25 protein-coding genes are annotated in these 23,999 nt (G+C 73.4%); 14 read left to right on the top strand and 11 right to left on the bottom strand.

Annotated elements, in window-relative coordinates; all coding sequences use genetic code 11:
- Positions 1-46 precede the first annotated feature (46 nt).
- From FHS22_RS10630 to FHS22_RS10650, 5 genes are all read right to left on the bottom strand, one after another.
- Positions 47-2,110 carry a UvrD-helicase domain-containing protein gene (locus FHS22_RS10630; RefSeq protein ID WP_184940594.1) on the bottom strand — a complete coding sequence of 688 codons (2,064 nt, stop codon included), beginning with the start codon at positions 2,108-2,110 and terminating at the stop codon, positions 47-49.
- A gap of 3 nt (positions 2,111-2,113) precedes the next feature.
- The gene (locus FHS22_RS10635) at positions 2,114-4,216 is read right to left on the bottom strand and encodes a hypothetical protein (RefSeq protein WP_184940596.1); all 2,103 of its coding nucleotides are present in this window, start codon (positions 4,214-4,216) and stop codon (positions 2,114-2,116) included.
- Between the two features lie 108 nt (positions 4,217-4,324).
- Complete coding sequence (locus tag FHS22_RS10640) at positions 4,325-5,077, bottom strand: class I SAM-dependent methyltransferase (protein WP_184940598.1); 753 nt, start codon at positions 5,075-5,077, stop codon at positions 4,325-4,327.
- 132 nt (positions 5,078-5,209) lie between these two features.
- On the bottom strand, positions 5,210-6,337 hold the full coding sequence (locus tag FHS22_RS10645) for an ABC transporter substrate-binding protein (protein ID WP_184940599.1): 1,128 nt from the start codon (positions 6,335-6,337) through the stop codon (positions 5,210-5,212).
- A gap of 64 nt (positions 6,338-6,401) precedes the next feature.
- Positions 6,402-6,575: a putative acetyltransferase gene (locus FHS22_RS10650; protein WP_338047698.1), complete on the bottom strand. Its 174-nt coding sequence runs from the start codon at positions 6,573-6,575 to the stop codon at positions 6,402-6,404.
- Between the two features lie 160 nt (positions 6,576-6,735).
- Between FHS22_RS10650 and fdxA the strand changes: the two genes are divergently transcribed.
- The 3 genes from fdxA (at position 6,736) to FHS22_RS10665 (ending at position 9,032) form a co-directional block, all read left to right on the top strand.
- Positions 6,736-7,062, top strand: a complete 327-nt coding sequence (fdxA, locus tag FHS22_RS10655; RefSeq protein WP_184940603.1) for a ferredoxin — start codon at positions 6,736-6,738, stop codon at positions 7,060-7,062.
- 171 nt (positions 7,063-7,233) lie between these two features.
- On the top strand, positions 7,234-8,313 hold the full coding sequence (gene dapC / locus FHS22_RS10660) for a succinyldiaminopimelate transaminase (protein ID WP_184940604.1): 1,080 nt from the start codon (positions 7,234-7,236) through the stop codon (positions 8,311-8,313).
- Between the two features lie 11 nt (positions 8,314-8,324).
- Entirely contained in the window at positions 8,325-9,032 is a 708-nt protein-coding gene (locus FHS22_RS10665; RefSeq protein WP_184940605.1) for a DUF4178 domain-containing protein, read from the top strand.
- Between the two features lie 12 nt (positions 9,033-9,044).
- On the opposite strand, the gene FHS22_RS10670 is transcribed toward FHS22_RS10665, so the two are convergent.
- Complete coding sequence (locus FHS22_RS10670; RefSeq protein WP_184940607.1) at positions 9,045-9,881, bottom strand: hypothetical protein; 837 nt, start codon at positions 9,879-9,881, stop codon at positions 9,045-9,047.
- Between the two features lie 133 nt (positions 9,882-10,014).
- On the opposite strand from FHS22_RS10670, the gene dapE reads away from it, so the two are divergent.
- The 3 genes from dapE to FHS22_RS10685 all read left to right on the top strand — a co-directional run bounded on the left by dapE (position 10,015) and on the right by FHS22_RS10685 (position 12,763).
- Positions 10,015-11,076: a succinyl-diaminopimelate desuccinylase gene (gene dapE / locus FHS22_RS10675; protein ID WP_184940609.1), complete on the top strand. Its 1,062-nt coding sequence runs from the start codon at positions 10,015-10,017 to the stop codon at positions 11,074-11,076.
- Between the two features lie 295 nt (positions 11,077-11,371).
- Complete coding sequence (locus tag FHS22_RS10680; protein ID WP_184940611.1) at positions 11,372-12,166, top strand: LOG family protein; 795 nt, start codon at positions 11,372-11,374, stop codon at positions 12,164-12,166.
- A gap of 9 nt (positions 12,167-12,175) precedes the next feature.
- Positions 12,176-12,763, top strand: a complete 588-nt coding sequence (locus tag FHS22_RS10685; RefSeq protein ID WP_184940612.1) for an LOG family protein — start codon at positions 12,176-12,178, stop codon at positions 12,761-12,763.
- Positions 12,764-12,786: 23 nt separating this feature from the next.
- On the opposite strand, the gene FHS22_RS10690 is transcribed toward FHS22_RS10685, so the two are convergent.
- The gene (locus FHS22_RS10690) at positions 12,787-13,086 is read right to left on the bottom strand and encodes a hypothetical protein (RefSeq protein ID WP_184940614.1); all 300 of its coding nucleotides are present in this window, start codon (positions 13,084-13,086) and stop codon (positions 12,787-12,789) included.
- A gap of 42 nt (positions 13,087-13,128) precedes the next feature.
- Here FHS22_RS10690 and FHS22_RS10695 point away from each other — a divergent pair, with 42 nt between their 5' ends.
- Both FHS22_RS10695 and FHS22_RS10700 read left to right on the top strand, forming a co-directional pair.
- On the top strand, positions 13,129-13,881 hold the full coding sequence (locus FHS22_RS10695; RefSeq protein ID WP_184940616.1) for a hypothetical protein: 753 nt from the start codon (positions 13,129-13,131) through the stop codon (positions 13,879-13,881).
- Positions 13,878-14,423 carry a DNA-3-methyladenine glycosylase I gene (locus FHS22_RS10700; RefSeq protein WP_184940617.1) on the top strand — a complete coding sequence of 182 codons (546 nt, stop codon included), beginning with the start codon at positions 13,878-13,880 and terminating at the stop codon, positions 14,421-14,423. Before FHS22_RS10695 ends, FHS22_RS10700 begins: the two co-directional genes overlap by 4 nt.
- Here the strand turns inward: FHS22_RS10700 and FHS22_RS10705 are convergent.
- Both FHS22_RS10705 and FHS22_RS10710 read right to left on the bottom strand, forming a co-directional pair.
- Positions 14,420-15,202, bottom strand: a complete 783-nt coding sequence (locus tag FHS22_RS10705) for an enoyl-CoA hydratase-related protein (RefSeq protein WP_184940619.1) — start codon at positions 15,200-15,202, stop codon at positions 14,420-14,422. The genes FHS22_RS10700 and FHS22_RS10705 overlap by 4 nt on opposite strands.
- 10 nt (positions 15,203-15,212) lie before the next feature.
- A complete protein-coding gene (locus tag FHS22_RS10710; protein ID WP_184940621.1) occupies positions 15,213-15,995 on the bottom strand; it encodes a PaaX family transcriptional regulator C-terminal domain-containing protein in 783 nt (260 codons plus the stop codon).
- Between the two features lie 190 nt (positions 15,996-16,185).
- Between FHS22_RS10710 and FHS22_RS10715 the strand changes: the two genes are divergently transcribed.
- Both FHS22_RS10715 and FHS22_RS10720 read left to right on the top strand, forming a co-directional pair.
- Positions 16,186-16,353 (top strand): DUF3117 domain-containing protein, encoded by a 168-nt coding sequence (locus tag FHS22_RS10715; RefSeq protein ID WP_068901342.1) that lies wholly within the window; start codon positions 16,186-16,188, stop codon positions 16,351-16,353.
- A 242-nt stretch (positions 16,354-16,595) separates the two neighbouring features.
- Entirely contained in the window at positions 16,596-18,104 is a 1,509-nt protein-coding gene (locus FHS22_RS10720; protein ID WP_184940622.1) for a leucyl aminopeptidase family protein, read from the top strand.
- Here the strand turns inward: FHS22_RS10720 and FHS22_RS10725 are convergent.
- On the bottom strand, positions 18,101-18,751 hold the full coding sequence (locus tag FHS22_RS10725; protein WP_184940624.1) for an O-methyltransferase: 651 nt from the start codon (positions 18,749-18,751) through the stop codon (positions 18,101-18,103). The genes FHS22_RS10720 and FHS22_RS10725 overlap by 4 nt on opposite strands.
- A gap of 171 nt (positions 18,752-18,922) precedes the next feature.
- Here FHS22_RS10725 and sigE point away from each other — a divergent pair, with 171 nt between their 5' ends.
- The 4 genes from sigE (at position 18,923) to FHS22_RS10745 (ending at position 22,639) form a co-directional block, all read left to right on the top strand.
- Positions 18,923-19,555: an RNA polymerase sigma factor SigE gene (gene sigE / locus FHS22_RS10730; RefSeq protein WP_184940626.1), complete on the top strand. Its 633-nt coding sequence runs from the start codon at positions 18,923-18,925 to the stop codon at positions 19,553-19,555.
- Positions 19,556-19,631: 76 nt separating this feature from the next.
- The gene (locus FHS22_RS10735) at positions 19,632-20,174 is read left to right on the top strand and encodes an anti-sigma factor family protein (RefSeq protein ID WP_184940628.1); all 543 of its coding nucleotides are present in this window, start codon (positions 19,632-19,634) and stop codon (positions 20,172-20,174) included.
- A 336-nt stretch (positions 20,175-20,510) separates the two neighbouring features.
- The gene (locus FHS22_RS10740) at positions 20,511-22,163 is read left to right on the top strand and encodes a trypsin-like peptidase domain-containing protein (RefSeq protein ID WP_184940630.1); all 1,653 of its coding nucleotides are present in this window, start codon (positions 20,511-20,513) and stop codon (positions 22,161-22,163) included.
- A gap of 104 nt (positions 22,164-22,267) precedes the next feature.
- On the top strand, positions 22,268-22,639 hold the full coding sequence (locus FHS22_RS10745; RefSeq protein ID WP_184940632.1) for a sec-independent translocase: 372 nt from the start codon (positions 22,268-22,270) through the stop codon (positions 22,637-22,639).
- A 168-nt stretch (positions 22,640-22,807) separates the two neighbouring features.
- Here the strand turns inward: FHS22_RS10745 and FHS22_RS10750 are convergent, their stop codons facing one another.
- A complete protein-coding gene (locus FHS22_RS10750; protein ID WP_184940633.1) occupies positions 22,808-23,950 on the bottom strand; it encodes an Mrp/NBP35 family ATP-binding protein in 1,143 nt (380 codons plus the stop codon).
- Positions 23,951-23,999 lie beyond the last annotated feature (49 nt).

Consider the following 23,999-nt stretch of genomic DNA (forward strand, 5'->3'; position numbering starts at 1 on the left):
GGTCCAACCGGCAAAGGGGAATGTATCCGCAGTTCAGAGTATGTGGTCAGGTAGGGAGAAAAGGGCTGGCACGTCCGGAATAGGACACGTAGAGCACCTCCTCGGCCCGGGTGCAGGCCACGTAGAGCAGGCCGCGTTCGCGCTGGAGGTCGTGCGCCCGGGCCGAGGGATCCTCCCCGGCCGGGGTGAGCGAGTCGGGGGCGGGCACGATGCCGTCGGAGACGCCGATCACGGCGACCCGCCGGAACTCCAGGCCCTTCATGCCGTGCAGCGTGGTCACCCGCACTCCCGTCTCCCGCAGGGCGGCCCTGGCGTCCCGGACGAGCTCCGCGGTCCGCGCGGCGACGCCGATCTCCCCGGGGGGGACGCCGTCCTGGAGCCACTGCGCGACGTGCGCGGCCAGACCGCTCAGCTCGTCCTGCGGCGATCCGTAGGCGCGGACCATCGGGCGCGGGCCGTGCCGCATGGAGCGGAAGCCGTACAGCTCCTGGACCCCGGCCACCAGCCCGTCCGCCGGTCCGCCCCCGCGCAGCCGCACCCCCCAGGAGAGGATCTCCTGCGGGAGCCGGTACGACACCTGCAGCAGCCGCTGGTCGGCGTCGATCCCCACCGTGCCCAGAGCCACCCGGGTGTCGAAGACGCGCTGGTGCGGGTCGCCCACGATGAACAGGTCGTCCGGCGCGTACGGCACCGCCGCGCGCAGCAGCCGCCACTGCGTGGGGTGCAGGTCCTGCGCCTCGTCCACCACGATGTGCCGGTACGGCTCCCGCCGGGGCTCCGCCTCCTCCAGCAGGTCGCCGGTGGTCTGGCCGAGCAGGGTCGCCGCCTCGGCGGCGAGCTGGAGCAGGGTCCGCCTGCCGCGCTCGGCCAGCCGCCCGGTGACGTGCCCGACGGCCTGCCAGACGGCGGTGCGCTGCTCGGCGGAGAGGTCGACGGCGCGGCCGGCGCGCGGGGCGGCCAGATACTCGTCCAGGGTGCGGAGGTTCTGCGCCAGGATCACCTGCTCCCACTCGCGCAGCAGGAACGCCGGGCCGTACTCGCCGCTCGCCTCCCGCCAGAGCGCGGTCAGCTCGCCCGAGCCGACCAGCGAGGGCGGGCGGTCCTCCGCCTCGGCGACGATGCGGTGGGCGAGCCGGTCCACGTTCCCGACCTCGACGCGCTTGCGCACCACCTCGTCCTCGATCAGCAGGTCGAGCCTGGCCGACAGGTCGGCGCTCAGCCCCTGGGAGAAGGCGACCAGCAGGACCGGGCCGGAGCCGTTCCTGGCCAGGTGGGCCGCGCGGTGCAGGGCGACGAGGGTCTTGCCGGTCCCCGCCCCGCCGGTGACCAGGAGCGGCCGGTCGTAGGAGTCCCAGTGGGCCAGCCGGTGCTGCGGCGGGTGCAGGAACACGCACCAGCCGGGTGCGTCCAGCACGTGGTTCAGCTCTCGAGGGCCGTCGACGAAGACCGCCCGGTCCGGGCTGCGCCGGAGCGCGGCGGCGAGGTCGTCGAGCTCCTCGGGGCCGATCGGGCCGGTGCCGGCGACCGCGCGGTGGTTCTCCAGCTCCCGCCAGGCCCCGGCCACCGACTCGCCCCGGGCCAGCGCGGCCAGGGGCGCGTACTGGGTGGGCGGCAGCAGCGGCTCCAGCGCCTCCAGGGTCAGCTCGTCGGTGATCTGCCGGAGCAGCGGGAGGAACCTGTGGTCGATCCCCAGCTCGCCCAGGTCGGTGTCGCAGACCTGGGCGAACAGCCGGGCCCGGGACGCCGCGGCCGCCCTGCGGACGGCCGGCTCCACCCGCTCCAGCGCCGCGGCGTCCCACAGCTCGGCCACGCCGAGCACGGGGTTGACCCCGAAGCGCAGGCGCTGGGCGTAGGCCCAGGCCTCGGCGTCCGGCAGGACGGTCAGCAGCCAGTAGACGTCCCGCTGCCTGATCACGACGCCGCGGTGCCGGTCTGCGAGGCGGAGCGTCGCGACCCGGTCGTCCCTGGCCCCCCTGACCCGCTCCGGGTGCGGTCCGCCCGAGGTGTTCTGCAGGAACCGGCGTACGGCGACCACCGCGTCCCGGCGCACCGGCTGGGCCAGGGCGCCGAGCTCCGCGGGGAACCGGGGGGAGAGGGCGAGTCGGGGCATCGGCTACGCCAGGAGGGACTGCAGGTCGCGGTCCCCGCGCTCGCGCAGGCGGGTGAGGAGGTCGGGCAGGGTCACCGGTCCGCTCATCCCGACGCGGGTGGCGACGACGCGTGCGGCGTGCTCGGGGGTCTCGCAGGGCGCGGTGTAGCCCACCAGGCGCAGCGCCCGCACGATCGGCTCCACTCCCGATCCCGCGGCGGGCAGGTGCCTGGCGCGCAGCACCCCCTCGTCGGACAGCGTAAGGAACAGGTGACTTCCCTCCTTGGCGCCCGCGTCCCGCAGCAGCGGGCCGAGCGAGTCCAGAACCGGCCGGTCCCGCCAGCTCAGGGTCAGCTCGCCCACCGCGCTGCTGACCGTACGGCCGCCGCCGGGGGCCATGCCCAGGTAGGCGGCGAACCCGGTGGGCAGCGGGCACTCGGCGCCCTCGACGTGCTCGGCGGTGACGTCGATCCTCAGCCACCAGCGGCCGTCCGGCTGGCGGAAGCAGCGCCGGGTGAGCGCCACGTCCTTGAGCGGGCGGAACGGGGACCGGGCCTGCCCGGGCGCTCCGGCGGGCTCCTCGGCCGGACCGGGCTCCGAGGGCTCTCCGGCCGGTTCCCGGACCGGTCCCCGGTCCGGTTCCGGCGCGGGCTCCCGGTCCGGTTCCGGCGCGGGCTCCCGGTCCGGTTCCGGCGCGGGCTCCCGGTCCGGTTCCGGCGCGGGCTCCCGGACCGGTCCGGGGTCCGGTGCCGGCAGGGGTTCCCGGACGGGTTCCCAGGGCGCCTCCCCGGCCGGCCTCCCGGCCAGGGCCGTCGCCTGCGCCGTGCCGTTGAGGCGAAGGGCCGCGGGGTCGTTCGCGCCGAGGATGCGCAACTGCGGGACGTTCTCCAGCCACTCCTTGGCGACCTCGGGATGGATGCCGAGGGAGGAGATCAGCTCCAGGGCGCGGCCGACGGTCGGGCGCTCGGCGCCGCTGATGAGATCCCGGGTGCGGTGCCGCAGGTCGGCGATGTCGCCGTCGACCAGCCAGTCGTCGACCAGGTGGTGGTCCGGGAGGGTGGCGAGCACGAACTGCCAGGCGGGCACGTCGAGGGAGCGGAGTTCGAGCGTGTGCCAGCCGGCCGCGCCGATCAGCCGGCTCCGGGGGGCCGCCTTGCCGAGGAGCGCCCGCAGCCCCGCGAGGTGCTCCCGGTACGGCTCCGCCTCGTCGGAGGCGAGCCATTCCTCCAGTCGCCGGCGCAGCTCGGCCTCGGTGTCGCGGATGACCTCGGGCCGGACCGCGAAGAGCTTGGCCAGCGCCTCGACGGCCGCGGGTTCGTCGCTGAACACCCGGTTCTGCGCGACGGCCCAGCTCGTGTCCTCCAGCCCGGTGAACACCCCGTCGAGAAGCGCGTGCAGATCCACGGGTCCGGGCGCCCGCCCGGCCTGCGGCGCCTCGGGCTCCGCCGGCGCCTCGGGTTCCGCCGGCGCCTCGGGTTCCGGCGCCGTCTCGGGCTCCGCCGTCTCGGGCTCCGCCGTCTCGGGCTCCGCGGCCGTCTCGGGCTCCGCGGCCGTCTCGGGTTCTGCGGCGGCCTCGGGCTCCGGCGTCTCGGGTTCCGGCGCCTCGGGCTCCGCGGCTGCTGCGGGTTCCGGCGCCTCGGGCTCCGCGGCCGGGGCGGCGGCCCCGGCGACGGCGGCCCCGGAGAGCGGGGGAACGCCGGGGGCCACGGCGGGAGCCGGGGCGAGGCGGGTGAAGACCGCCGAGAAGAGGGTCTGCAGGAGCGGACGGACCCGGACGAAGGGCTGGTCGCGGAGGCCGTGGCCGGTGAGGGCGAGCAGCCCGGGCCACGAGCCCGCGCGGTCGAGCGCGATGGCCGTGCAGGGCTCGTCGAGCTCCGCGGCCTCGTCGGGGTCCAGCACGTACAGGGCGGGCAGGACGTCGCCCACCGCCGCCGCGGGCCAGTGCCTCAGGGTGATCTCCGCGAGCAGCTCGGCGAGCGCCGCGGGCGGCAGCACGGCGAGCACCCGGGAGAGCGGCAGGCTCCGCCACCAGGCGTCAGGAAGGCCGGGTTGCTCGCGCAGCGACGGGATCTCGGCCGCGTCGCTCCAGCGCAGCGGCGGCACGAGGTCGCTCAGACAGAAGTTCATCCGTTCCCTTCACCAGCCCCTCAAGCCGCCCGCTCCACCTCGCCGCTGGATAACGAGACTTATGGAACAGACCATAGTCTGGCAAATCGTCCCAGCGCACGGGTCAGGTCAGCGGCGTACGGCGGCGAACCTCAGCCGGACGTAGTCGGCCATCCAGCCGGTCTCCCGCCGCAGTGCGGGCGCTGCCAGCTCGTTCACCCGGCGGAGCAGCGAATCGGCCAGCTCCGGGGGCACTCCCCGCAGCAGCGAACCGGCGAACATCCGCACCCAGTCCGCCGCGCCGTTGGGGCACTCGTCAAGTGGAGTCGGCCGGTCGAAGTACTCCAGAATGCGGACGGTGAACCCGCCCTGCTCCAGCCGGGTGGCGTACTCGGCCGGGGTGGGGAAGTACCACGGCAGGTCGGGCTCGCGCAGCCCGTGCTCCCGCCACGCGGTGGAGACCGCCGCGGTCAGCGCGGCGCAGTTGCCCGCGCCGCCCATCTCGGCCACGAACCGGCCGCCCGGGGCGAGCGCCTCGCGGACGCTGGCGATCACCGCGTCCGGGTGCCGTGCCATCCAGTGCAGGGCCGCGTTGGAGAAGACCGCGTCGTACGGCTGGGCGAGCACGAAGTCGTGGCCGTCGCCGACGATGAAGTCCAGGCCGGGATACTGGGCCAGGGCCTTCTCGATCATCGCCTGGGAGCCGTCGATCCCCAGGACGTGCGCGCCCCGGGAGGCGATCTCGGCGGTCAGCACGCCGGTGCCGCAGCCGAGGTCCACGATGCGCTCGCCGGGTTGCGGGTCGAGGAGGTCGAGAAGCGGGGCGCCGTGCGCCGAGACGTAACCGAAGCTGCTGTCATAGGTGCGAGCGTTCCACCTCATCAAGCTCGGCGTATCGTATCGCAAGACGATCAGCTCACATTCTGAGACGACGCGGCCTCGTGCCGGTACTCACCAGACACTTTAAAGCCTCAGGCATGTCGCGACATATCAGTCCCGCCAGTCCCTCCCGCCTCACGACCCCTCGACGGTCCCGGCCCACTCGCGCCGGAGGTACGCCTTGGCGGCGTCGGTCTCCGGAACGGTCATGATCACCGGTCTGGCGGCCGTCGCCGGGAGCCGCCGGGCGAGGTCGGCGTCCAGCGTGCCGCGCATCCGCATCGCCTCCATGCGGGCGGGCCGGGCGTAGCCCTTCAGGAACAGGTTCTGGCCCCGGTCGGAGAGGAGGTACTCCTGCCAGAGCCGGGCCGCGGCCGGGTGCGGGGCGTTCTTGCTGACGGCCTGGACGTAGTAGGCGCCGAGCGCCCTGCCGCCCGGGATCGCGACCTTCCAGCCCGGTCCGCCGTCCGTCTCCTTGGCGGCGCGCGCGGCGTTGAGGAAGTCCCAGTCGAGGACGACCGAGGGCGGCTGCCCCGCCGCGGCGAGGTTCCCGGCCTCCTTCAGCCGGCCGAAGAACTCCACGCCCCGCTCCGCGTCGGCCCGGTCCCCGCGCTTCCCGCCGCTCCCGGCGTCCCCGGCGCCCTCGTCGAGCGAGGCCGCCATCACGGCGCCGAAGGCGGCCGCGCTCTGCCGGGGGTCGCCGGGCAGCCAGACGCTGTGGCCGGGCTTCAGAAGGTCGGCGTAGGAGGCCGGGGCGGTGACCCTGCGGGAGTCGTAGCCGATGGACATGTAGCCGCCGTAGGCGGCGTACCACGAGCCCTCGGCGTCCTTCAGCTCGTCGGGGATGTCCTGCCAGCCCCGCACCTTGTAGGGGGCGAAGGAGCCGGCGTTGGCCACCGCCACCTCCAGGCTCAGGTCGAACACGTCCGGCCGGAGCGTCTCGGCGGCCTCGATCTGCCGCAGGCTGCCGGCGCCGGGTTCGAGCTCGGTGACCTTGATCCCGTACTCCTCGGAGAAGGAGTCGATGATCTCGCCGTAGTTCACCCAGTCGCGCGCCAGCGCGATGACGGTGAGCGAGCCTTCCTTCCGTGCCGCCTCGACGAGGCGTTCCATGCTCGTGAAGCCCTCCGCGAGGGAGGCGGCCTGGAGTTTCACCGGAGGAAGCTTCCCGCCCCGGTCCTCGCCCGGAGGAGCCGCCGGGGCGCTGCACCCGGCGATCGTGGCGAGGAGGAGCGCTGCGGCGGCGATGCTGCGTACGGTCACGCGCCGGATACTTCTCCCGGCGGCGGGAGCGGTCGAGGAGGCGCGAGCCTTCTTGGTGAACGGCTTACGCCGGTTTCATGACAACCTTGGCCGCGGCGAGGGTCTCCTCGGGGATCTCGACGAGGCTGCCGTCGCGCCTGCGCACGCCGAGCACGCCGTCCCGCCAGAACTCCAGCTCGCCCACGGCGTCGCGGAAGCCCTCCGGGACCCGTCGCCGGGTGGTGACCCTTTTCCCCACGTCAGCAGGGGTTATCGTGATATTCAGCCGAGCGCCGAAGGCGGGGGACACCCCGGAGTACCCCCTCCCGTTTCAGAGATGTGGCGGGCACGGCAATACTAGGGCGTAGCAACCCGCGGTCGAAGTCGTGCCTAGGTGCGTAAAGAAGAAGGAGCCCGAGGTGACCTACGTCATCGCGCAGCCTTGCGTGGACGTCCTGGACAAGGCGTGCATCGAGGAGTGCCCCGTCGATTGCATCTACGAGGGCGAGCGCATGCTCTACATCCACCCCGACGAGTGCGTGGACTGCGGCGCGTGCGAACCCGTCTGCCCCGTTGAGGCGATCTTCTACGAGGACGACCTTCCCGAGCAGTGGAAGGACTTCTACAAGGCCAACGTGGACTTCTTCGAGGACCTGGGGTCGCCCGGCGGCGCCTCCAAGGTCGGCAAGATCGAGAAGGACCACCCGGTCGTCGCGGCCCTGCCTCCGCAGGCCGAGGGCCACTAGAACCACCGGACCCGGCGGGCCCACCAGGCGTGCCGGGTCCACCGGCCCACCCGGGCCGCCGGAGAGCAGACGCGGGCGGTGGCCCGGCGCGCACCGCGCCGCCCCGCCCGCGTGTTCCAACGACGACCTTCCCCCGCTCCTGCCGGGCGGGGCACGCCAGCGGGGAGAACCGTGATCGGGCTGCCGGATTTTCCGTGGGATCGGCTCACGCCGTACAAGGAGCTGGCACAGGCGCATGACGGCGGGATCGTCGACCTGTCCGTGGGCACCCCCGTCGACCCGGTGCCCGAGCTCGTACGGCGGGCACTGGCCGACGCCTCCGACAGCCCCGGCTACCCGCTGACCTACGGCACCGAGCGGCTGCGCGCCGCCGCGGCCGGATGGCTCCGGCGCCGGCACGGCGTCGTCCTCGACCAGGCGGACGTGCTGCCGCTGATCGGCTCCAAGGAGTTCGTGGCCTGGCTGCCGACGCTGCTCGGCGTCGGCCCGGGGCAGCGGGTGGTCTTCCCCGAGCTGGCCTACCCCACCTACGACGTGGGCGCGCGCCTGGCGGGCGCGGAGCCGTACGCCACCGACGGGCTGCTCGCGCTCGGGCCCGAGCGGGTCCCGCTGGTCTGGGTGAACTCCCCGTCCAACCCGACCGGCCGGGTGCTGCCCGCCGAGCACCTGCGCAAGGTCGTCTCCTGGGCGCGCGAGCACGGCGCGATCGTGGCCTCCGACGAGTGCTACATCGAGCTGGGCTGGGAGGAGCAGCCGATCTCGATCCTGCATCCGGACGTCTGCGGCGGCTCGCACGAGGGACTGCTCGCGGTGCACTCGCTCTCCAAGCGCTCCAACCTGGCGGGCTACCGCGCCGGGTTCGCCGCGGGGGACCCCGCGCTGGTCCGGCGGCTGCTGGAGGTCCGCAAGCACGCGGGCATGATCGTTCCCGCCCCGGTCCAGGCGGCGATGACCGCGGCGCTGGACGACGACGCGCACGCCGAGGAGCAGCGGGCCCGCTACGCCGCGCGGCGCGCGGTGCTCCGCCCCGCGCTGGAGGCGGCCGGCTGGCGGATCGAGCACTCCGCCGCGGGCCTGTACCTGTGGGCGTCCAACGGCGAGGGGTGCTGGGACCAGGTGCGCGCGCTGGCGGAGAAGGGCGTCCTCGTCGCCCCGGGCGACTTCTACGGCGAGGCCGGGAGCAGGCACGTCCGGATCGCCGTCACCGCGACCGACGAACGCGTCGATGCGGCGGTGCGCCGCCTCCAGTAGGATCCCGCGGCATGACCCCTGCGGTCGCCGTGATCCTCGGACTGAGCGTGATCACCGTGGTCCTGCTGCTGGGCGCGTTCTACGCGACCACGCGCCAGGACCGCAGGACGCGCGAGGCCGGGGCCCCCGGCGAGACCCCCTCCCCGCCGGTCGAGGCCGAGCGGTCGCCCCCGCCCGTGCAGGACACGGGCCACGTCGGCATCGACTACCCCGACCCCCGCACGATCCGGGTGGGCGACACGATCGACTGCCAGGGGACGCGGGCCCGCGTCCTCGGCGCGCTGTACGTGTCGTGCCAGGGCGTGCAGTGGACCGAGTACCTCCTGGACGACGGCACCCGCCGCCACCGGTGGCTCTCGGTCGAGACCCGCTCCGGCTCCGCCCCGGACGACGCCCCCCACCTCGAGGTGCTGCTGTGGACGCCGGTCCCCGCGGAGGGGATGATCCCGGCCAAGACGATGATCGTCGTCGAGGGCGTGGAGTTCTTCCCGGGGGACCGGGGCACCGCGGCCTTCCGCTCGGAGGGGTACACCGGGATGCCGGACCGGGGCCTGCTGGACTTCGCCGACTACCGCGCGGCCGACGGCCGGCTGCTCTCCTTCGAGCGGCTCCAGGGCGAGCCGTGGAACTCCTGCTACGCCCAGCCGCTCCCACCGGGCTCGATCACCATCGAGAAGAAGGGGGAGGGCGCCGCGGGCTCCTCGCCGAGGACTCCCTAGGAGATCCGGACCCTAGGAGATCCGGACCCGGTCCGCGGAGGCCTCGGCGTCGGGCTGCCAGCCGCCCTCCTCGCCTTCTGCCACGTTCCAGACGCGGTCGTCGTAGCGGATCGTGCTCAGGCCGTACTTCTGGGCGTGGGCGAGGGACCAGGTGGCGATCAGCCAGCCGCGCCTGCGCGAGGAGGCGGCGAGGGTGGTCCCGGAACCCAGGGTGCGGGCCAGCTCCCGCTCGGCCTCGCCCGGCGCGGGGCTGGGCGCGGGCGTCTCCTCGCCGCCCTCCGGCGGGAACCAGCAGTGCACCGCGTGCGGCACCCGGCCGGTGAACGCCCCGGCCAGGACCTTCGCGTTCTCCTCGTGCTGGGCGTACAGCGAGCCGTCGGCCGAGCGCTGCACCTCCTGGGCGGCCTCGTGCAGCGGGATCTTCCGGTAGTCCTTCACCTTCACCAGCGCGGCGAAGAACTTGCCGGAGGCGTAGACCGGATCGATCAGCTGCTCCGGCTTCCCCCAGCCCTGCGAGGGACGCTGCTGGAACACCCCGACGGAGTCGCGGTCGCCGAACGGCAGGTTGTACAGCTTGGACTCCTGGATGCCCGTGGCGTAGGCGATCACGACGGCCCGCTCGGGGAGCTTGCGGCGGTGGGCCACCCCGGCGATCGCCGCGGCCACCTGGGCCTGCTCGATCTCCAGGTCGAGGGTCCCGTCCGGAGTGGTGATCCTGCAGCCCTCCCCCGCCAGGCTCTTCCTGCCGATCCAGTTGATCAGCGCGAAGACGCCCGCGGTGATGGCCACCGCAAGCACGGTCACGATCGCGATGATCGCGATGACATCCCTGGAGAACGGCCGCCGCACGCTGAAGAACCTACATGCCCCCGGCCGGTGTGCGGTTCGCGAAGGCCGTATCGGCAGGGAGTCCGGGGCCGCGGGGCCCGGCCGGCCGAGGCGCGTTCCGGCGGGGCGCGGCGGCGGCGGTAGGGTCGCGGGCATGAGTACGCGGCTGGACCTCACGCAGGACGTCGGGGCGCTCACCGCCCGGATCGTGGACATCGAGTCGGTGAGCGGGGGCGAGAAGGCGCTCGCCGACGCGGTGGAGGAGGCGCTGCGCGCGCTGCCGCACCTGAGCGTGGACCGCGACGGCGAGTCGGTCGTGGCCCGCACCCGGCTCGGCCGGGGCGAGCGGGTGGTGATCGCCGGGCACCTCGACACCGTCCCGGTCGCCGGGAACCTGCCCAGCCGGGTCGAGGGCGACCTGCTGTACGGCTGCGGCACCTCCGACATGAAGAGCGGCGTCGCGGTCGCGCTGAGGCTCGCCGCCGCGCTGGAGGAGCCGGGCCGGGACGTGACCTACGTCTTCTACGACTGCGAGGAGATCGAGGCCGAGCGCAACGGGCTGCTCCGGCTGAGCCGGAACCGCCCCGAGTGGCTCGCCGGGGACTTCGCGGTGCTCATGGAGCCCACCGACGGCACGATCGAGGGCGGCTGCCAGGGCACCCTGCGGGCGCAGGTCGTCACCCGGGGCGAGCGGGCGCACAGCGCCAGGTCCTGGCTCGGGGTCAACGCGATCCACGCGGCCGGGCCGGTGCTGGAGATCCTGGAGCGCTACGAGGCGCGGCTGCCGGTGGTCGACGGGCTGGAGTACCACGAGGGCCTGAACGCCGTGGGGATCGCCGGCGGGGTGGCGGGCAACGTGATCCCCGACGAATGCGTGGTGACGGTCAACTACCGCTTCGCCCCCGACCTGTCGCTGGAGGCGGCGCGCGAGCACGTGCGCGAGGTGTTCGACGGGTTCGAGGTCCGCTTCACCGACGGGGCCCCGGCCGCGCGGCCCGGCCTGACCCATCCGGTGGCCGCCGCGTTCGTGACGGCCGTGGGCGGGGTGCCGAGGGCCAAGCTCGGCTGGACCGACGTCTCCCTCTTCTCGGAGCTCGGCATCCCGGCCGTCAACTACGGTCCCGGCGACCCGAACCTGGCGCACCAGCGCGGCGAGTTCGTCTCGCTGGAGAAGATCGCCGAGTGCGAGCGCCGCATGCTCGCCTGGCTGCGCTGACGCCCCGCGAGGGGGCGCCGGTGAACCAACCGAGGAACGCCCGCAGCGAGGAACGAGCGAGGACGTGACGAGGGCGGGAGCCGGTTACCAGCCCCCGAGCCGGCCGTGCGGAGCACGGCCCACAAGCACAGCACAAATAGAAAGTGGCTTTCCTCGCCGGCCATTTGGCGGGGAAAGCCACTTTCAGTCCCGAGCAGCACCCTCGGCAGTTAGACGCAGCCTCCTTGAAATCCGGTTCCGTGTTTTCAGAGGGAATTTTCAAGATTTTTTCCAAGCGGGCGCTAGCGTGATCCGCATGAAGAGAACACGCCCGGAGCGCCGTCAGGGATCCGCAGTGGTCCGCGGCGACTTCGTCCCTGAAACCACCTATGACCAGCGACTTCTCGACCGGCGGGGGCCCGCCGACTGGCTGCACATGGACCCCTGGCGGGTGCTGCGCATCCAGGCGGAGTTCGTGGAGGGCTTCGGCCAGCTCGCCGAACTGCCCCAGGCGGTCACGGTCTTCGGCTCGGCCCGCACCCCCGCGGGCACCCCCGAGTACGAGCTGGGCGTGGCGCTGGGCCGCAAGCTCTCGGAGGCGGGCTACGCCGTGATCACCGGCGGCGGTCCCGGCTGCATGGAGGCGGCCAACAAGGGAACCACGGAGGCCGGCGGCGTCTCGGTCGGGCTCGGCATCGAGCTCCCCTTCGAGCAGAGCATGAACGAGTACGTGGACCTCGGCATCGAGTTCCGCTACTTCTTCGTCCGCAAGACCATGTTCGTGAAGTACTCGTGCGGGTTCGTCACGCTGCCGGGCGGCTTCGGCACGCTGGACGAGCTGTTCGAGGCGCTGACGCTCGTCCAGACCCAGAAGGTCACCTCGTTCCCTGTGGTGCTGATGGGCACCGAGTTCTGGGGCGGGCTGGTCGACTGGATCAAGTCCACCCTGGAGGGCACCGGGAAGATCTCCCCGGCGGACCTGGACCTCATCCACGTCACCGACGACCCGGACGAGGCCGTGCGGATCATCACCGGGGCGGACCGCTCCCGCTCCCCCCAGCGGGAGAACGAGAAGGAGTCGGTTCAGGGGACGGTCTCCGACGCCCAATAGGGTGGGCCCGTGTTCATCTGTGTATTCCTCGCATCCAGCCAGAAGATCGACCGCAAGTACCTGGCGCTGGCCGAGGAGGTGGGGGCCGAGCTGGCCGGGCGCGGGCACACGCTGGTCAGCGGAGGGGCCACCGTGTCGTGCATGGGCGCGGTGGCCCGGGCGGCCCGCGCGGGCGGCGGCCGTACGGTAGGGGTGATCCCGCAGGTCCTGGTGGACGTCGAGATCGCCGACCGGGACTCCGACGAGCTGGTCGTCACCGCCGACATGCGCGAGCGCAAGGGGGTCATGGACGCCCGCTCCGACGCCTTCCTGGTGCTGCCCGGCGGCATCGGCACGCTGGAGGAGCTGTTCGAGATCTGGACCGCGCGCACGCTGGGCCTGCACGACAAGCCGCTGGTCGTCCTGGACCCGTGGGGCCTGTACGCGCCGCTGCGGGAGCTCGTCGAGGGCATGCACGCGGCGGGCTTCACCCGGCCGGGCGTCTTCGACGCGATCTCCTGGACGACCACGGTCGAGGAGGCGTTCGAGCACCTGGAGAAGGCGACCACGCACCTGGTCCCGAGCCCCGAGGAGCTGGGCGAGGCCGTGGCGGACTAGCGGCGCCCGGCAGGGGCGGCCGCTCAGGCGAGGCCGCGGCGGGCCAGGGCGGGAGGACGGCGACCGGCCAGGGACTCGGTCATCTCGACCGCGAGCCGCACCTGGTCCGGGCGGGCGGTGCGGAAGACCCGGGCGCCCAGCCAGGCGCAGATCGAGGCCGCGGCCAGCTCCGCGGCCTCGTCGCCGTCCCCGGCCAGCTCGGCCGGAGTGACGGCGACGGTGCGCCCCGCCGCGGCGAGGCGCTCGACCTCGGGGAGCGAGCGCGCCTCGACCCAGCCGGGATCGCCGCCGTGGTCCGGTCCGATCACCGTGAGAGCCGTCATGGCGCGATCCTACGCTCCGGGAGTTGTGGCACGATTCGTAGTGTGCTGGTCGTACTCTCCCTCGCCGCTCTCGCCATCCTCGCCGGCGTGGTGCTGGTCGCCATGGGGAAGGGCGGCGAGCTGACCGAGTTCGCGCCCGACGTCCCCCCGCTCGCCCTGCCCGACGCCGGGCACCTCGGTGCCGTGGACTTCATGGCCCTCCAGCTCCCGGTGAGCCTGGTCGGCTACCACACGCAGAGCGTGGACGAGACGCTGCAGCGCGCCGCGACCGCGCTGAGCGAGCGCGACACCCGGATCGCGGTCCTGGAACAGCGGGTCTCCGAGCTGCTCGCCGGCAGGCTCCAGGCCCGCCAGGAGGCGCACGCCGGCCCGTCGTACGGCCCGCTCACCGAGCACCGGCCCCGGATCCCGGCGCAGGATCCCGAGGAGCTGCGGGGGGACGGTTCCCTCGGCGAGTGGCGGGGGGACACGGCGTACCCGGACCCCGCGCACCAGGACCCCGCGCACCAGGACCCCGCGCACTCGGAGCCCGCGCACCAGGACCCTCCGAGCCGGGAGGCCGCGCACCAGGACCCCGCGCACCAGGAGCCCGCGCACCAGGACCCTCCGTACCGGGAGCGTCCGGCGGGCGACGAGACGCCGTCCGGAGGGACGGAGGCGGTCCCGGGGCCGGACGATCCCGCCCCTTCCGGGAATGCGGGGGAGAGCTCGGCCGCCGGGAGGACGGACGGGGCCGCGGAGGCCGGGGAGCCGGACGAGGCCCCGGCGCAGGACGGCACGGAGCGGCGGGCGTGACCGACCGGGTGCGGTGCGGGTGGGTGAGCTCGGCGCCCGAGTACATCGCCTACCACGACGACGAGTGGGGCCGCCGGGTCGAGGGGGACGACCGGGTCTTCGAGCGGCTCACCCTGGAGGCCTTCCAGTCGGGCCTGTCGTGGATCACGATCCTGCGCAAGCGGGAGAACTTCCGGGCCGCGTTCGCCGGATTCTCCATCCCGGCCGTGGCCGCGTTCGGCCCGGCCGACGTGGAGCGGCTCCTCGCCGATCCGGGCATCGTCCGCAACCGCGCCAAGATCGAGGCGGCCGTCGCCAACGCGCGGGCCGCCCTCGACATCGGCCTCTCCGACCTCGTCTGGCGCCACGCCGACCCGGCCTCGCCGGTGCCCGCGACCGGCGCCGACGTGCCCGCCCAGACGCCCGGCTCCAAGGCCCTGGCCAAGGAGCTGAAGCGGCACGGCTTCCGCTTCGTCGGTCCCACCACGGCCTACGCGCTGATGCAGGCCATCGGCCTGGTCAACGACCACATCTCCGACTGCTGGGTGCGGGACCGCGCCTAACGCCCCTCGAAGGCCGGGCGCTCCTTGCGCAGGAACGCCCGCGTGGCGTTGAGGTGGTCGTCGGTCTTGGCGCAGGCGTCCTGGAGGTCGGCCTCCAGTTCCAGCGCGTCGTCCAGAGTACTGCCCGCCGCGAACGCCAGCGCGCGCTTGGTCGCGGCATAAGCGCTGGTCGGGCCCTGCGCCAGCCGTACGGCCAGCGCCCGGGCCGCGGCCGCCAGCTCCTCTGCGGGCACGACCTTGGAGACCACGCCGAGCTCCAGCGCGCGGGCCGCGTCGAACGGCTCGTTCAGCAGCAGCAGCTCGGCCGCGCGGGCCGGGCCCACCAGGCGCTGCAGGGTCCAGGAGGCGCCGGAGTCGGGGGCCAGGCCGATCCCGGTGAAGGCCATCGTGAACTTCGCCTTCTCCGAGGCGATCCGCAGGTCGCAGGCGAAGGCCAGGGAGGCGCCCGCGCCCGCCGCGACGCCGTTCACCGCGGCGACGACCGGCTTGCCCATCTCGGCGATCGTGCGGACGATCGGGTTGTAGTGGGTGCGCACGGTGCCGTCCAGGCCGCGGCCCGCCTCCAGGTTGGCGGCGTGCTCGCCCAGGTCCTGGCCGGCGCAGAACGCCCGGTCCGACCCCGTCAGCAGCACCGCCCGCACGGAGTAGGCGTGCGAGGCCATGGTCAGCGCCTCCAGCAGCTCGCCCTTCATCCGCACGGTCAGCGCGTTCATCGCCTCGGGGCGGTCCAGCGTGACGGTGGCGACGCCGTCGTCCACGGAGTAGAGGACATCGTTCACGGAGAACCCCTTACTGTTCGGTCAGGTGGCGTTCGACGAACGCCGCGGCTGCGGGCAGCAGGCGGGTGGCCTCCTGCTCGAAGTAGGTTCTGGCCTTCTCTCCCGGCCAGCCGGGCGGGAGCAGGTCGGCGGGGAGGCCGGGGTCGCGGAACAGGAAGTTGCGCCAGCCGTGCAGCAGCCTGCTCCGGACGGCGAACACCCGGTCGTCCGCCGCGCCGTCCGGCAGCGCGCCGACCAGCTCCACGGCCCGGGCGAGCCACTCCTCGTAGGCCGCCCCGATGGCCGCCAGGTCCCAGGTCCTGGCCACCAGCGCCCGGGGGTCGCCGTCGAGCACCGCCTCGAACCGCTCGGCGCGGACCTGCTCGCTCGCGAGCAGCGGATCGAGCTCGGGAGAGGGGTGTGGACCGATCCAGGTCGTCTCCGACAGCGGCGCGTACCCGAGGAAGGACAACTCGGCCCGCAGCCGCTCCCGCCGGGGCCGCTCGCGCACCGGCTCGACCACGACCAGGTGCCACCGGCCCGACCAGGGGATCGTTCCCGCTCGGTAAATTCTCAGCGCGGTCTCGTCGAGACGGCGCACGCACTTGGGGGTGACCTCGTAGCCGGGCCCCCGGGGCAGGCGGACGGGGGTGAGCCAGCCCTGCCGGACCATCCGGGAGACGGCGGTGCGTACGGCGGGAGCGGCGATCTCCAGGGGGGAGAGCAGGCGGACGAGGGCGGCGACGGACGCGCGGCCGCCCCGGGACCTCAGGTGGTCCCCGTACAGATCGAACAGCGCGGCGCGGGCGTTCACGAGGACAAGTCTGGCCGTCTGAGGGGTCCCGGACAACGGTGCCGGGCCCCCCGGCGGAGGGAAGCGGAAGCTGATCGTTCCCATTCCGAGTGCGGAGGCGGGATAATAGGACATCACAGAAGACGTGAATGCGTCGGCCACCCTCGGGTCAGTCGGAGATCCGGAGCCCGAAGCAGGAAGGGATACACGCATGGCGGCGATGAAGCCGAGGACCGGCGATGGTCCGCTGGAGGTCGTCAAGGAAGGCAGGGGAATCGTCATGCGGGTCCCCCTGGAGGGCGGCGGCCGGCTTGTCGTCGAGCTCTCGGCGGACGAGGCCGGCGCTCTGGGCGAGGAGCTGAAGAAGGTCGTCGGCTGATCCGGGCACGACCCTGAGGCGGTGCGGCGGGCACCATCCACCGTGCTCCCCCGGAGCATGACACCAGCGACAGTCCGCACGACCGCCACCGATGCACGGCCCTGGCCGCCGGACCGCCCCCCGTGGCGGCTCGCGCCAGGGCCGCGGTGTTCTCCCGGTTGTCCGTTCTCCCGGGGTGCCCGTTCTTCCTGGTCATCCTGGCCCTCTCCGGGGTTCTCCCGGTTCTCGACTGGAGTTTTCACGTGCCGATAGAGACGTCGATCACCGCGGCCGCGCGGCCGCAGGCCGGGGCGGAGCTGCTCGCGGTCCCCTTCGGGCCGGAGCTCGGCCCGAAGGCCGAGCTGCCGGTCCCGGCCGCCGCGCTGCTGGACCACTACCAGGCCAGGGGCGAGGCGGGCGAGGTCGTCGAGGTGCCCGTCGCGCGCGGGGACGGCGTCGGCCGGGTGCTGCTGTACGGGATCGGCGACGGTTCGGCCGCCGCGCTGCGCAAGGCCGGCGCGGCCGTGACCCGCCGGGCCAAGGGGCGCGAGTCGCTCAGCGTGGTGCTCCCCGGGGGCTCCACCGGGGCGCGGGCCGCGTTCGTGGAGGGCGCGCTGCTGGCCGCCTACACCTTCCGGATCGGTGAGGCGGGCTCCGGGCCGGTGGCCTCGATCGAGTTCGCCGGAGTGCACCCGGGGGAGGCGCAGGACGCCGCGGACGCCGAGGCCGTCGAGGCCGCCGTGGCCAGGGGCCGGGTGACCGCCGGGGCGGTCGCGCTCGCCAGGGACCTGGCCAACACGCCGTCCTCGGTGAAGACCCCCGAGTGGCTCGCCGAGAGGGCCCTGGAGCAGCTGTCGGAGGAGGGGCCCGGCGGGCGGATGAGCGCCAGGGTCTGGGACGAGGACGCCCTGCGGACGGGCCGGTTCGGCGGCATCCTCGCCGTCGGCCAGGGCGCGGTGAGCCCGCCGCGGCTGATCCAGCTCTCCTACGAGCCCGCGGACGCCGTGGCGCGCCGCGCCGAGGGCAGGCCGCTCAAGCACGTCGTCCTGGTCGGCAAGGGCATCACCTACGACACCGGCGGCCTGTCGCTCAAGCCCACCGAGGGCATGAAGTTCATGAAGACCGACATGGCGGGCGGCGCGGTCGTCATCGCGGTCCTGGGCGCGCTGTCCGCCCTCGGCGCGCCGGTCCGCGTCACCGGCCTGATCGCCGCCGCCGAGAACGCCTTCTCCGGTGCGGCGCAGCGCCCCGGGGACGTGATCGCGCAGTACGGCGGGCGGACCGTCGAGGTGCTCAACACCGACGCCGAGGGCCGCCTGGTGATGGCCGACGCACTGGCCTACGCGGACGCCGAGCTGGACCCGGACGTCATGGTGGACGTCGCCACGCTCACCGGGGCGATCAGCATCGCGCTCGGCAAGAACCTGGGCGCGGTCTTCGCCTCCGACGACGCGCTGGCCGCCGAGCTGACCGAGGCGGGGGAGTCGAGCGGCGAGCGGCTCTGGCGGATGCCGCTGATCGAGGACTACACCCCGGCGCTGGAGTCCGGGATCGCCGACCTGGCCAACATCGAGGCCGGGTCGGCCTACGGCGCGGGCTCGATCACCGCGGCGCTCTTCCTGCGCGAGTTCACCGGCAAGCGGCCGTGGGCGCACCTGGACATCGCCGGGGTCGGCCGGAGCACGGCGGACGAGGGGGTCCTCGCCAAGGGGGCCACCGGCTTCGGCGTCCGCCTGCTGCTGGAGTGGCTGACCGGGGCCGGCGAAGCCTAGCCGGGAAGCTTGATCGCGGCGAGGACGCCGTCGCCGAGGGGGAGCAGGAGCGGGCGGAGCCGTTCGTCGGAGCGCACCAGCTTGCCCAGCTCCCGCACGGCCACGGTGTCCGGGTCGCGCTGGGCCGGGTCGGCGACCCGGTGGTGCAGCAGGGCGTTGTCGAAGACGACGATGCCGCCCGTGCGGAGCAGCCGGACGGCCTCGGCCAGGTAGTCGCCGTACTCCTGCTTGGCGCCGTCGCAGAAGACCAGGTCGTAGCCGCCGTCGGACAGGCGGGGCAGCACGTCCAGGGCGCGGCCGGTGATCAGCCTGACCCGGCCCCCGGAGAACCCCGCCTGGGCGAAGACCTGCCGGGCCAGGCGCTGGTGCTCCGGCTCGACGTCCACGCTGGTGAGCGTGCCGTCCTGGCGCATGCCCCGGAGCAGCCAGAGGCCGGAGACGCCGCAGCCGGTGCCGATCTCCACGACGGCGCGGGCGTTGATGGCCGTGGCGAGGAAGCAGAGGGCGGCGCCGCCGCTGGGCGCGATCGGCGGTGCGCCCACCTCGACGCCCTGCCGGCGGGCGGCGCGCAGGATCTCGTCCTCGGGATGGAAGTCCTCGGCATAGGCCAGAGTGGCCTCCAACGAACTTGTCGGCGTCTCTGCCATCGGCCTCTCCTCCCGGTCTCTCCGTACACGGTCACACGAACGCTGGGTCGCAGCCTAGGGGAGTCGGGCCAGATCGGGAACTCATGTCCTGGCCGGTGCGTTGCACGGTTTAAGCGGCGTTTGCCGGTCGTGAAGGCAGCGAGTACGCACGAAGGGACGAAACCAGGCACTATGGCGATAGCGGTGGTCCCGGAGAGAGGAGTGCCGGTGGACGGATCCGACCACCAGGCGGATACTCCCATGCCTGACTGGACGCCTCCCACCTGGGAGGAGGTGGTCCGGACCCACTCGGCCCGCGTCTACCGGCTGGCCTACCGGCTGACCGGCAACGTGCACGACGCCGAGGACCTCACCCAGGAGGTCTTCGTCCGGGTCTTCAGGTCCCTGTCGAACTACACGCCGGGCACCTTCGAGGGCTGGCTGCACCGCATCACCACCAACCTCTTCCTCGACATGGCGCGGCGCAGGCAGCGCATCCGGTTCGAAGGGCTCGCCGACGACGCCGCCGAGCGGCTGCGGGGACGGGAGCCCTCTCCCGCCCAGGCGTATGACGACAATCACATGGAGCCCGACATCCAGGCGGCGCTCGACGCCCTCGCGCCGGAGTTCCGCGCCGCCGTCGTGCTGTGCGACATCGAAGGGCTGTCCTACGAGGAGATCGCCGCGACGCTCGGCGTGAAGCTCGGCACCGTCCGAAGTCGCATCCACCGAGGCCGGGCACAGTTGCGTGACGCGCTGGAGCACCGCGCGCCCCGCGGCGAGCAGTTCCCCCCGACCGTCACCCGCGGGGAGGAGTTCGCATGAGAAACGAGCGAAGGCCCGGAATGAGCACCACCATCAAGAGCGAGTGTCACGACGAGCCGTTCGGCGAGGAGTCGGCATGAGTCATCTTGGAGAGCGTGTTTCGGCGCTCGTCGACGGAGAGCTGAACCACCATGAGCGCGACCGCGCCCTGGCGCACCTGACCTTCTGCGCGGACTGCCGGGCAGAGGTCGACACCATGCGCGCGCTGAAGAGCCGCCTGCGGTCCCTGGACGGGCCGTCCATGCCGGCGGACCTGACCTTCTCCCTGCTCCGGATGGCCGAGCCCGGCGGCCCGCTGCCGCCGCGCGAGCGGCCCTTCCCGGTCTCCCGGACCTTCGGCGGGGCGCCGATCCCGAGCATGCACAGCATCGCGCCGCCGGACAACCGGCCCCGCGGGCGGGCGACCGGCGGGCCCCGCCGGTCGCGCAGGGCGGGCTACGTCGCGGTGGGCTTCGCCTCGGCGGCGGTGGCCCTCGGCACCCTGTTCTCCGTGGGCGGCGCCGAGTCCGGTCCGCGGGTCCCGCCCTCGGAGATGTTCGCCAACCAGCCCAGGATCGCCCCTTCCAACGGCACGGTGACGCCCACCCCCTCGCCGACGCCCCTGGCGCCCACTCCGTGACCCGCCCGTCCGCCGCCGCGCTCCCCCCGGACCGCGCCGGCGGGCAGCCCGCGCACGGCGGTTCTCGGTGATACTTGTATCCGGAGCATTCGGATCGTCTGCCCGTGATGTCGGTCTCCGTCCAGTCCGGTGTGTTCGGGGGGAACGTCTCTGTTGACGGCATGCGGAGCGGCGCGGCGGGCATACGATCTGGACTCGGGCCGGAGCCGTCCGCCGTCCCGGGCCGGCACCTCCGGATGAGGCGTGTTTTATGCCTTTCGTATGTCCGTGCCGGGAAGATGGTCTGTCTGCTGCCGGCGAGCGGCCTCATGCGAGGCGAGGAGTAGTGAAGATTCGATGACCGACGATCCCCGCACCCACGAGGGGAACGACGCCGAGGGGCGCGCGCCGTCGGATCTCGCCGACGCGAGAGGTCCGGCCCCGGAGTTCTCCCGGCCGGAGTTCCTGCCCGCCGACGCCGCGGCCGGGCACCAGGGCGACCGGCCCGGCGACGGCTGGAGCCAGCTCGGCCCGCCGCCCGGGCGGAGCCGGTGGAGCCAGGAGGGTCAGGGAGGGGCCGAGCAGGCCGCCCGGGGCGCCCAGGACCGCCCGGATCCCGGCTGGATCGACCCGCCCGAGGAGAACGGGTGGGGCGACCCCTCCGGCCGTCCGCGCCAGGACACCACGATCATGGTCTCGCCGTACGGGCCGCCCGGGAACGGCGGCGCGGTCTTCGGCAACCCGCCGCCCCCGCCCTCCCGGGCGTTCGGGATGGGCCCGGGCTGGGCGCCGCCGCCGGCGGGCCCCTCAGGGAGCGTTCCGGCCCCCGCCGCCTTCCCCGGACCCGGCATGGCCTTCCCCGGACCCGGTGCGGTCCCCGCCCGGCGGGGTCTGGGCACCGGGGCCTTCGTCGCGCTCGCCCTGGTGATCGCACTGGTCGCCTCGGCGCTCGGCAGCGTCGGCACCTACCTGCTCACCCGCTCGGGCGGCACCGGCTACGACGCCTCCTACACCCTGCCGGCCACCGACTCGGGCTCCAAGGCCAGGCCGCCGGAGTCGGTGGCGGGCGTGGCCTCCAAGGTGCTGCCCAGCGTGGTCTCGCTGGCCGTCGAGGGCGGCGGCAGTTCGGGCACCGGCTCCGGCTTCCTGATCAAGGGCGGCTACGTGGTGACCAACAACCACGTGGTCGCGGCCGCCGCGGACGGCGGCCAGATCCAGATCCAGTTCAACAACCGCAAGTCCACCTCCGCCCAGATCGTCGGCCGCGACCCCGAGTCGGACCTGGCCGTGGTCAAGCCGGCCGAGACCTTCGGCATGCCGGAGATCACCCTCGGCAACTCCGACAACGTGGTGGTGGGCGACCCGGTCATCGCGATCGGCTCCCCGCTCGGACTGACCGGCACGGTCACCACCGGCATCGTCAGCTCCCTCAACCGGCCGGTCCAGGCCGGTGAGGAGAACAGCTCCGACACCACCTGGTTCAGCGCCATCCAGACCGACGCCGCGATCAACCCCGGCAACTCCGGCGGCCCGCTGGTCAACGCCAACGGCGAGGTCATCGGCGTCAACTCGGCGATCGCCACCCTCGGCAGGGACATCACCGGGCAGAGCGGCAGCATCGGCCTCGGCTTCGCCATCCCGGTCAACCACGCGCGCCGGGTCGCCCAGGAACTGGTCACCACCGGGACGGCGAGCAAGTCCCGGATCGGCGTGATGATCGACCCCGCGTACCAGGGGACCGGGGTCCGGATCGCGGGCTCGGCGATCGAGGGCAGCCAGCCCGTCACGCCCGGCGGCGCCGCCGACAAGGCCGGCCTCAAGCCGGGCGACGTCATCCTGGAGGTCAACGGCCTCGTGCTGCAGGACGGCAACGAGCTGATCGCGCTGGTCCGGGGCAAGGCTCCCGGCGACAAGCTGGAGGTCAAGTACCAGCGCGGCGGCCAGGAGAAGACGGCCACCGTGACCGTGCAGGCCGATGTCGCCGCCACACCTACACCACGGCCCTCCTGAAGCTCGCTTTGGGTGCATGCTTGCGGTTGGGGGCATTAGTCTGGAAGCGCTCCGGGATCCGTCCCGGAGCGCTGACCTTGGCGTTGAGCCCGTAGGAGATCACCGTGTTCGGACTCAACTGGCCTGAGATCGCGGCACTGGTGGTCATCGCCCTGCTCGTCTTCGGCCCGGAGAAGCTGCCCCAGGCCGCCGCCCAGGCGGGCAGGACCCTGCGCAACCTGAGGCGGCTGGCCAACAACGCCAGGGACGACCTGAAGACCGGACTGGGCCCGGAGTTCGCCGACTTCGACCCGACGGACCTCAACCCGAAGAACTTCGTCCGCAAGCACCTGACGGCCGATCTCGAGGACGACTGGAACGCGGCCTCCTCCGCCGCCGCGGTCGCCGCCCCCGCCTACGCCACGTCCTACGCGGCAGAGGCCGCCGGCGAGCTCGGGTACGGCGAGATCCCGCCGTACGACCCCGAGGCCACCTGAGCCGCCGGACGAGATCCGGCCGCGGGGTCCGCGGCGCCGTACGGCACCGCGGGGGAGAGACCCCGGGCGGCGGAGACCCGGAAACGGGCGGAGACCCCGAAACGCGCAGAGGCGCCCCCTCAGGGGAGCGCCTCTGCTCTGTTTTTCCCGGGCGGAGCCTCCCGGGGCCTAGCGGCCGCGGGTGGGGGAGATCCCCAGCTGCATGCCCTTGAGGCTGGCCGACTTCTTGCTCAGGCCCGCGGCGATGCGGCGCAGTTCGGCCGCGGCGGGGGCGTCGGGGTCGGTGAGCACGAGCGGCTTGCCCTCGTCGCCGCCCTCGCGCAGCCGCATGTCGATCGGGACCTGGCCGAGCAGCGGCACGCGGGCGCCGAGCGTGCGGGTGAGCGCGTCGGCCACGGTCTGGCCCCCGCCCTCGCCGAAGACCGGGATCCGGTCGTCGCAGTGCGGGCAGGCCATCCAGGCCATGTTCTCGATGACGCCGGCGATCTGCTGGTGGGTCTGGGCGGCGATCGACCCGGCGCGTTCGGCGACCTCGGCGGCGGCCTGCTGCGGGGTGGTCACCACGAGGATCTCCGCGGACGGCATGCGCTGCGCGACCGAGATCGCGATGTCGCCGGTGCCCGGGGGCAGGTCCATCAGCAGGACGTCGAGGTCGCCCCAGTAGACGTCGGCGAGGAACTGGTGCAGCGCGCGGTCCAGCATGGGGCCGCGCCAGACGACCGGGGTGTTGCCCTCGGGCTTGAACATGCCCACCGAGATGACCTTGATGTCATGCGCCACCGGGGGCATGATCATGTCTTCGACCTTGGTGGGCCGCTCGGAGACGCCGAGCATGCGGGGGATGCTGTGGCCGTAGATGTCGGCGTCGACGACGCCGACCTTCAGGCCGCTGGACGCCATGGCGGCGGCGAGGTTCACCGTGACGGAGGACTTGCCGACACCGCCCTTGCCCGACGCGACCGCGAAGACGCGGGTCAGCGAGCCGGCCTTGGCGAACGGGATCTCCTTCTCCGGCCCGCGGTCGCCGCGCAGCTTGGTCTGGAGCGTCTTGCGCTGCTCGGCGCTCATGACGTCCATCTCGATCTGGACGCCGGTCACGCCGTCGATCTTGGAGATCGCGCCGGTGACGTCACGCGTGATGGTGTCCTTCATGGGACAGCCCGCCACCGTGAGGTAGATGCCGACGCGCACCACCCCTTCGGCGGAGATGTCGACGCTCTTGACCATGTCGAGCTCGGTGATCGGCCGACGGATCTCAGGGTCGTTGACGGTCGCGAGGGCGGCCGTCACGAGTTCCGGGGTAGGTGCCATCGAAGTGTCGGCATCAGACCGCCACCTTGAGGGCGACGGGGGTTGCCGT

Source organism: Thiemannella venezuelensis (assembly GCF_014203605.1).
Taxonomy (GTDB): Bacteria; Actinomycetota; Actinomycetes; order Streptosporangiales; family Streptosporangiaceae; genus Planomonospora_A; species Planomonospora_A venezuelensis.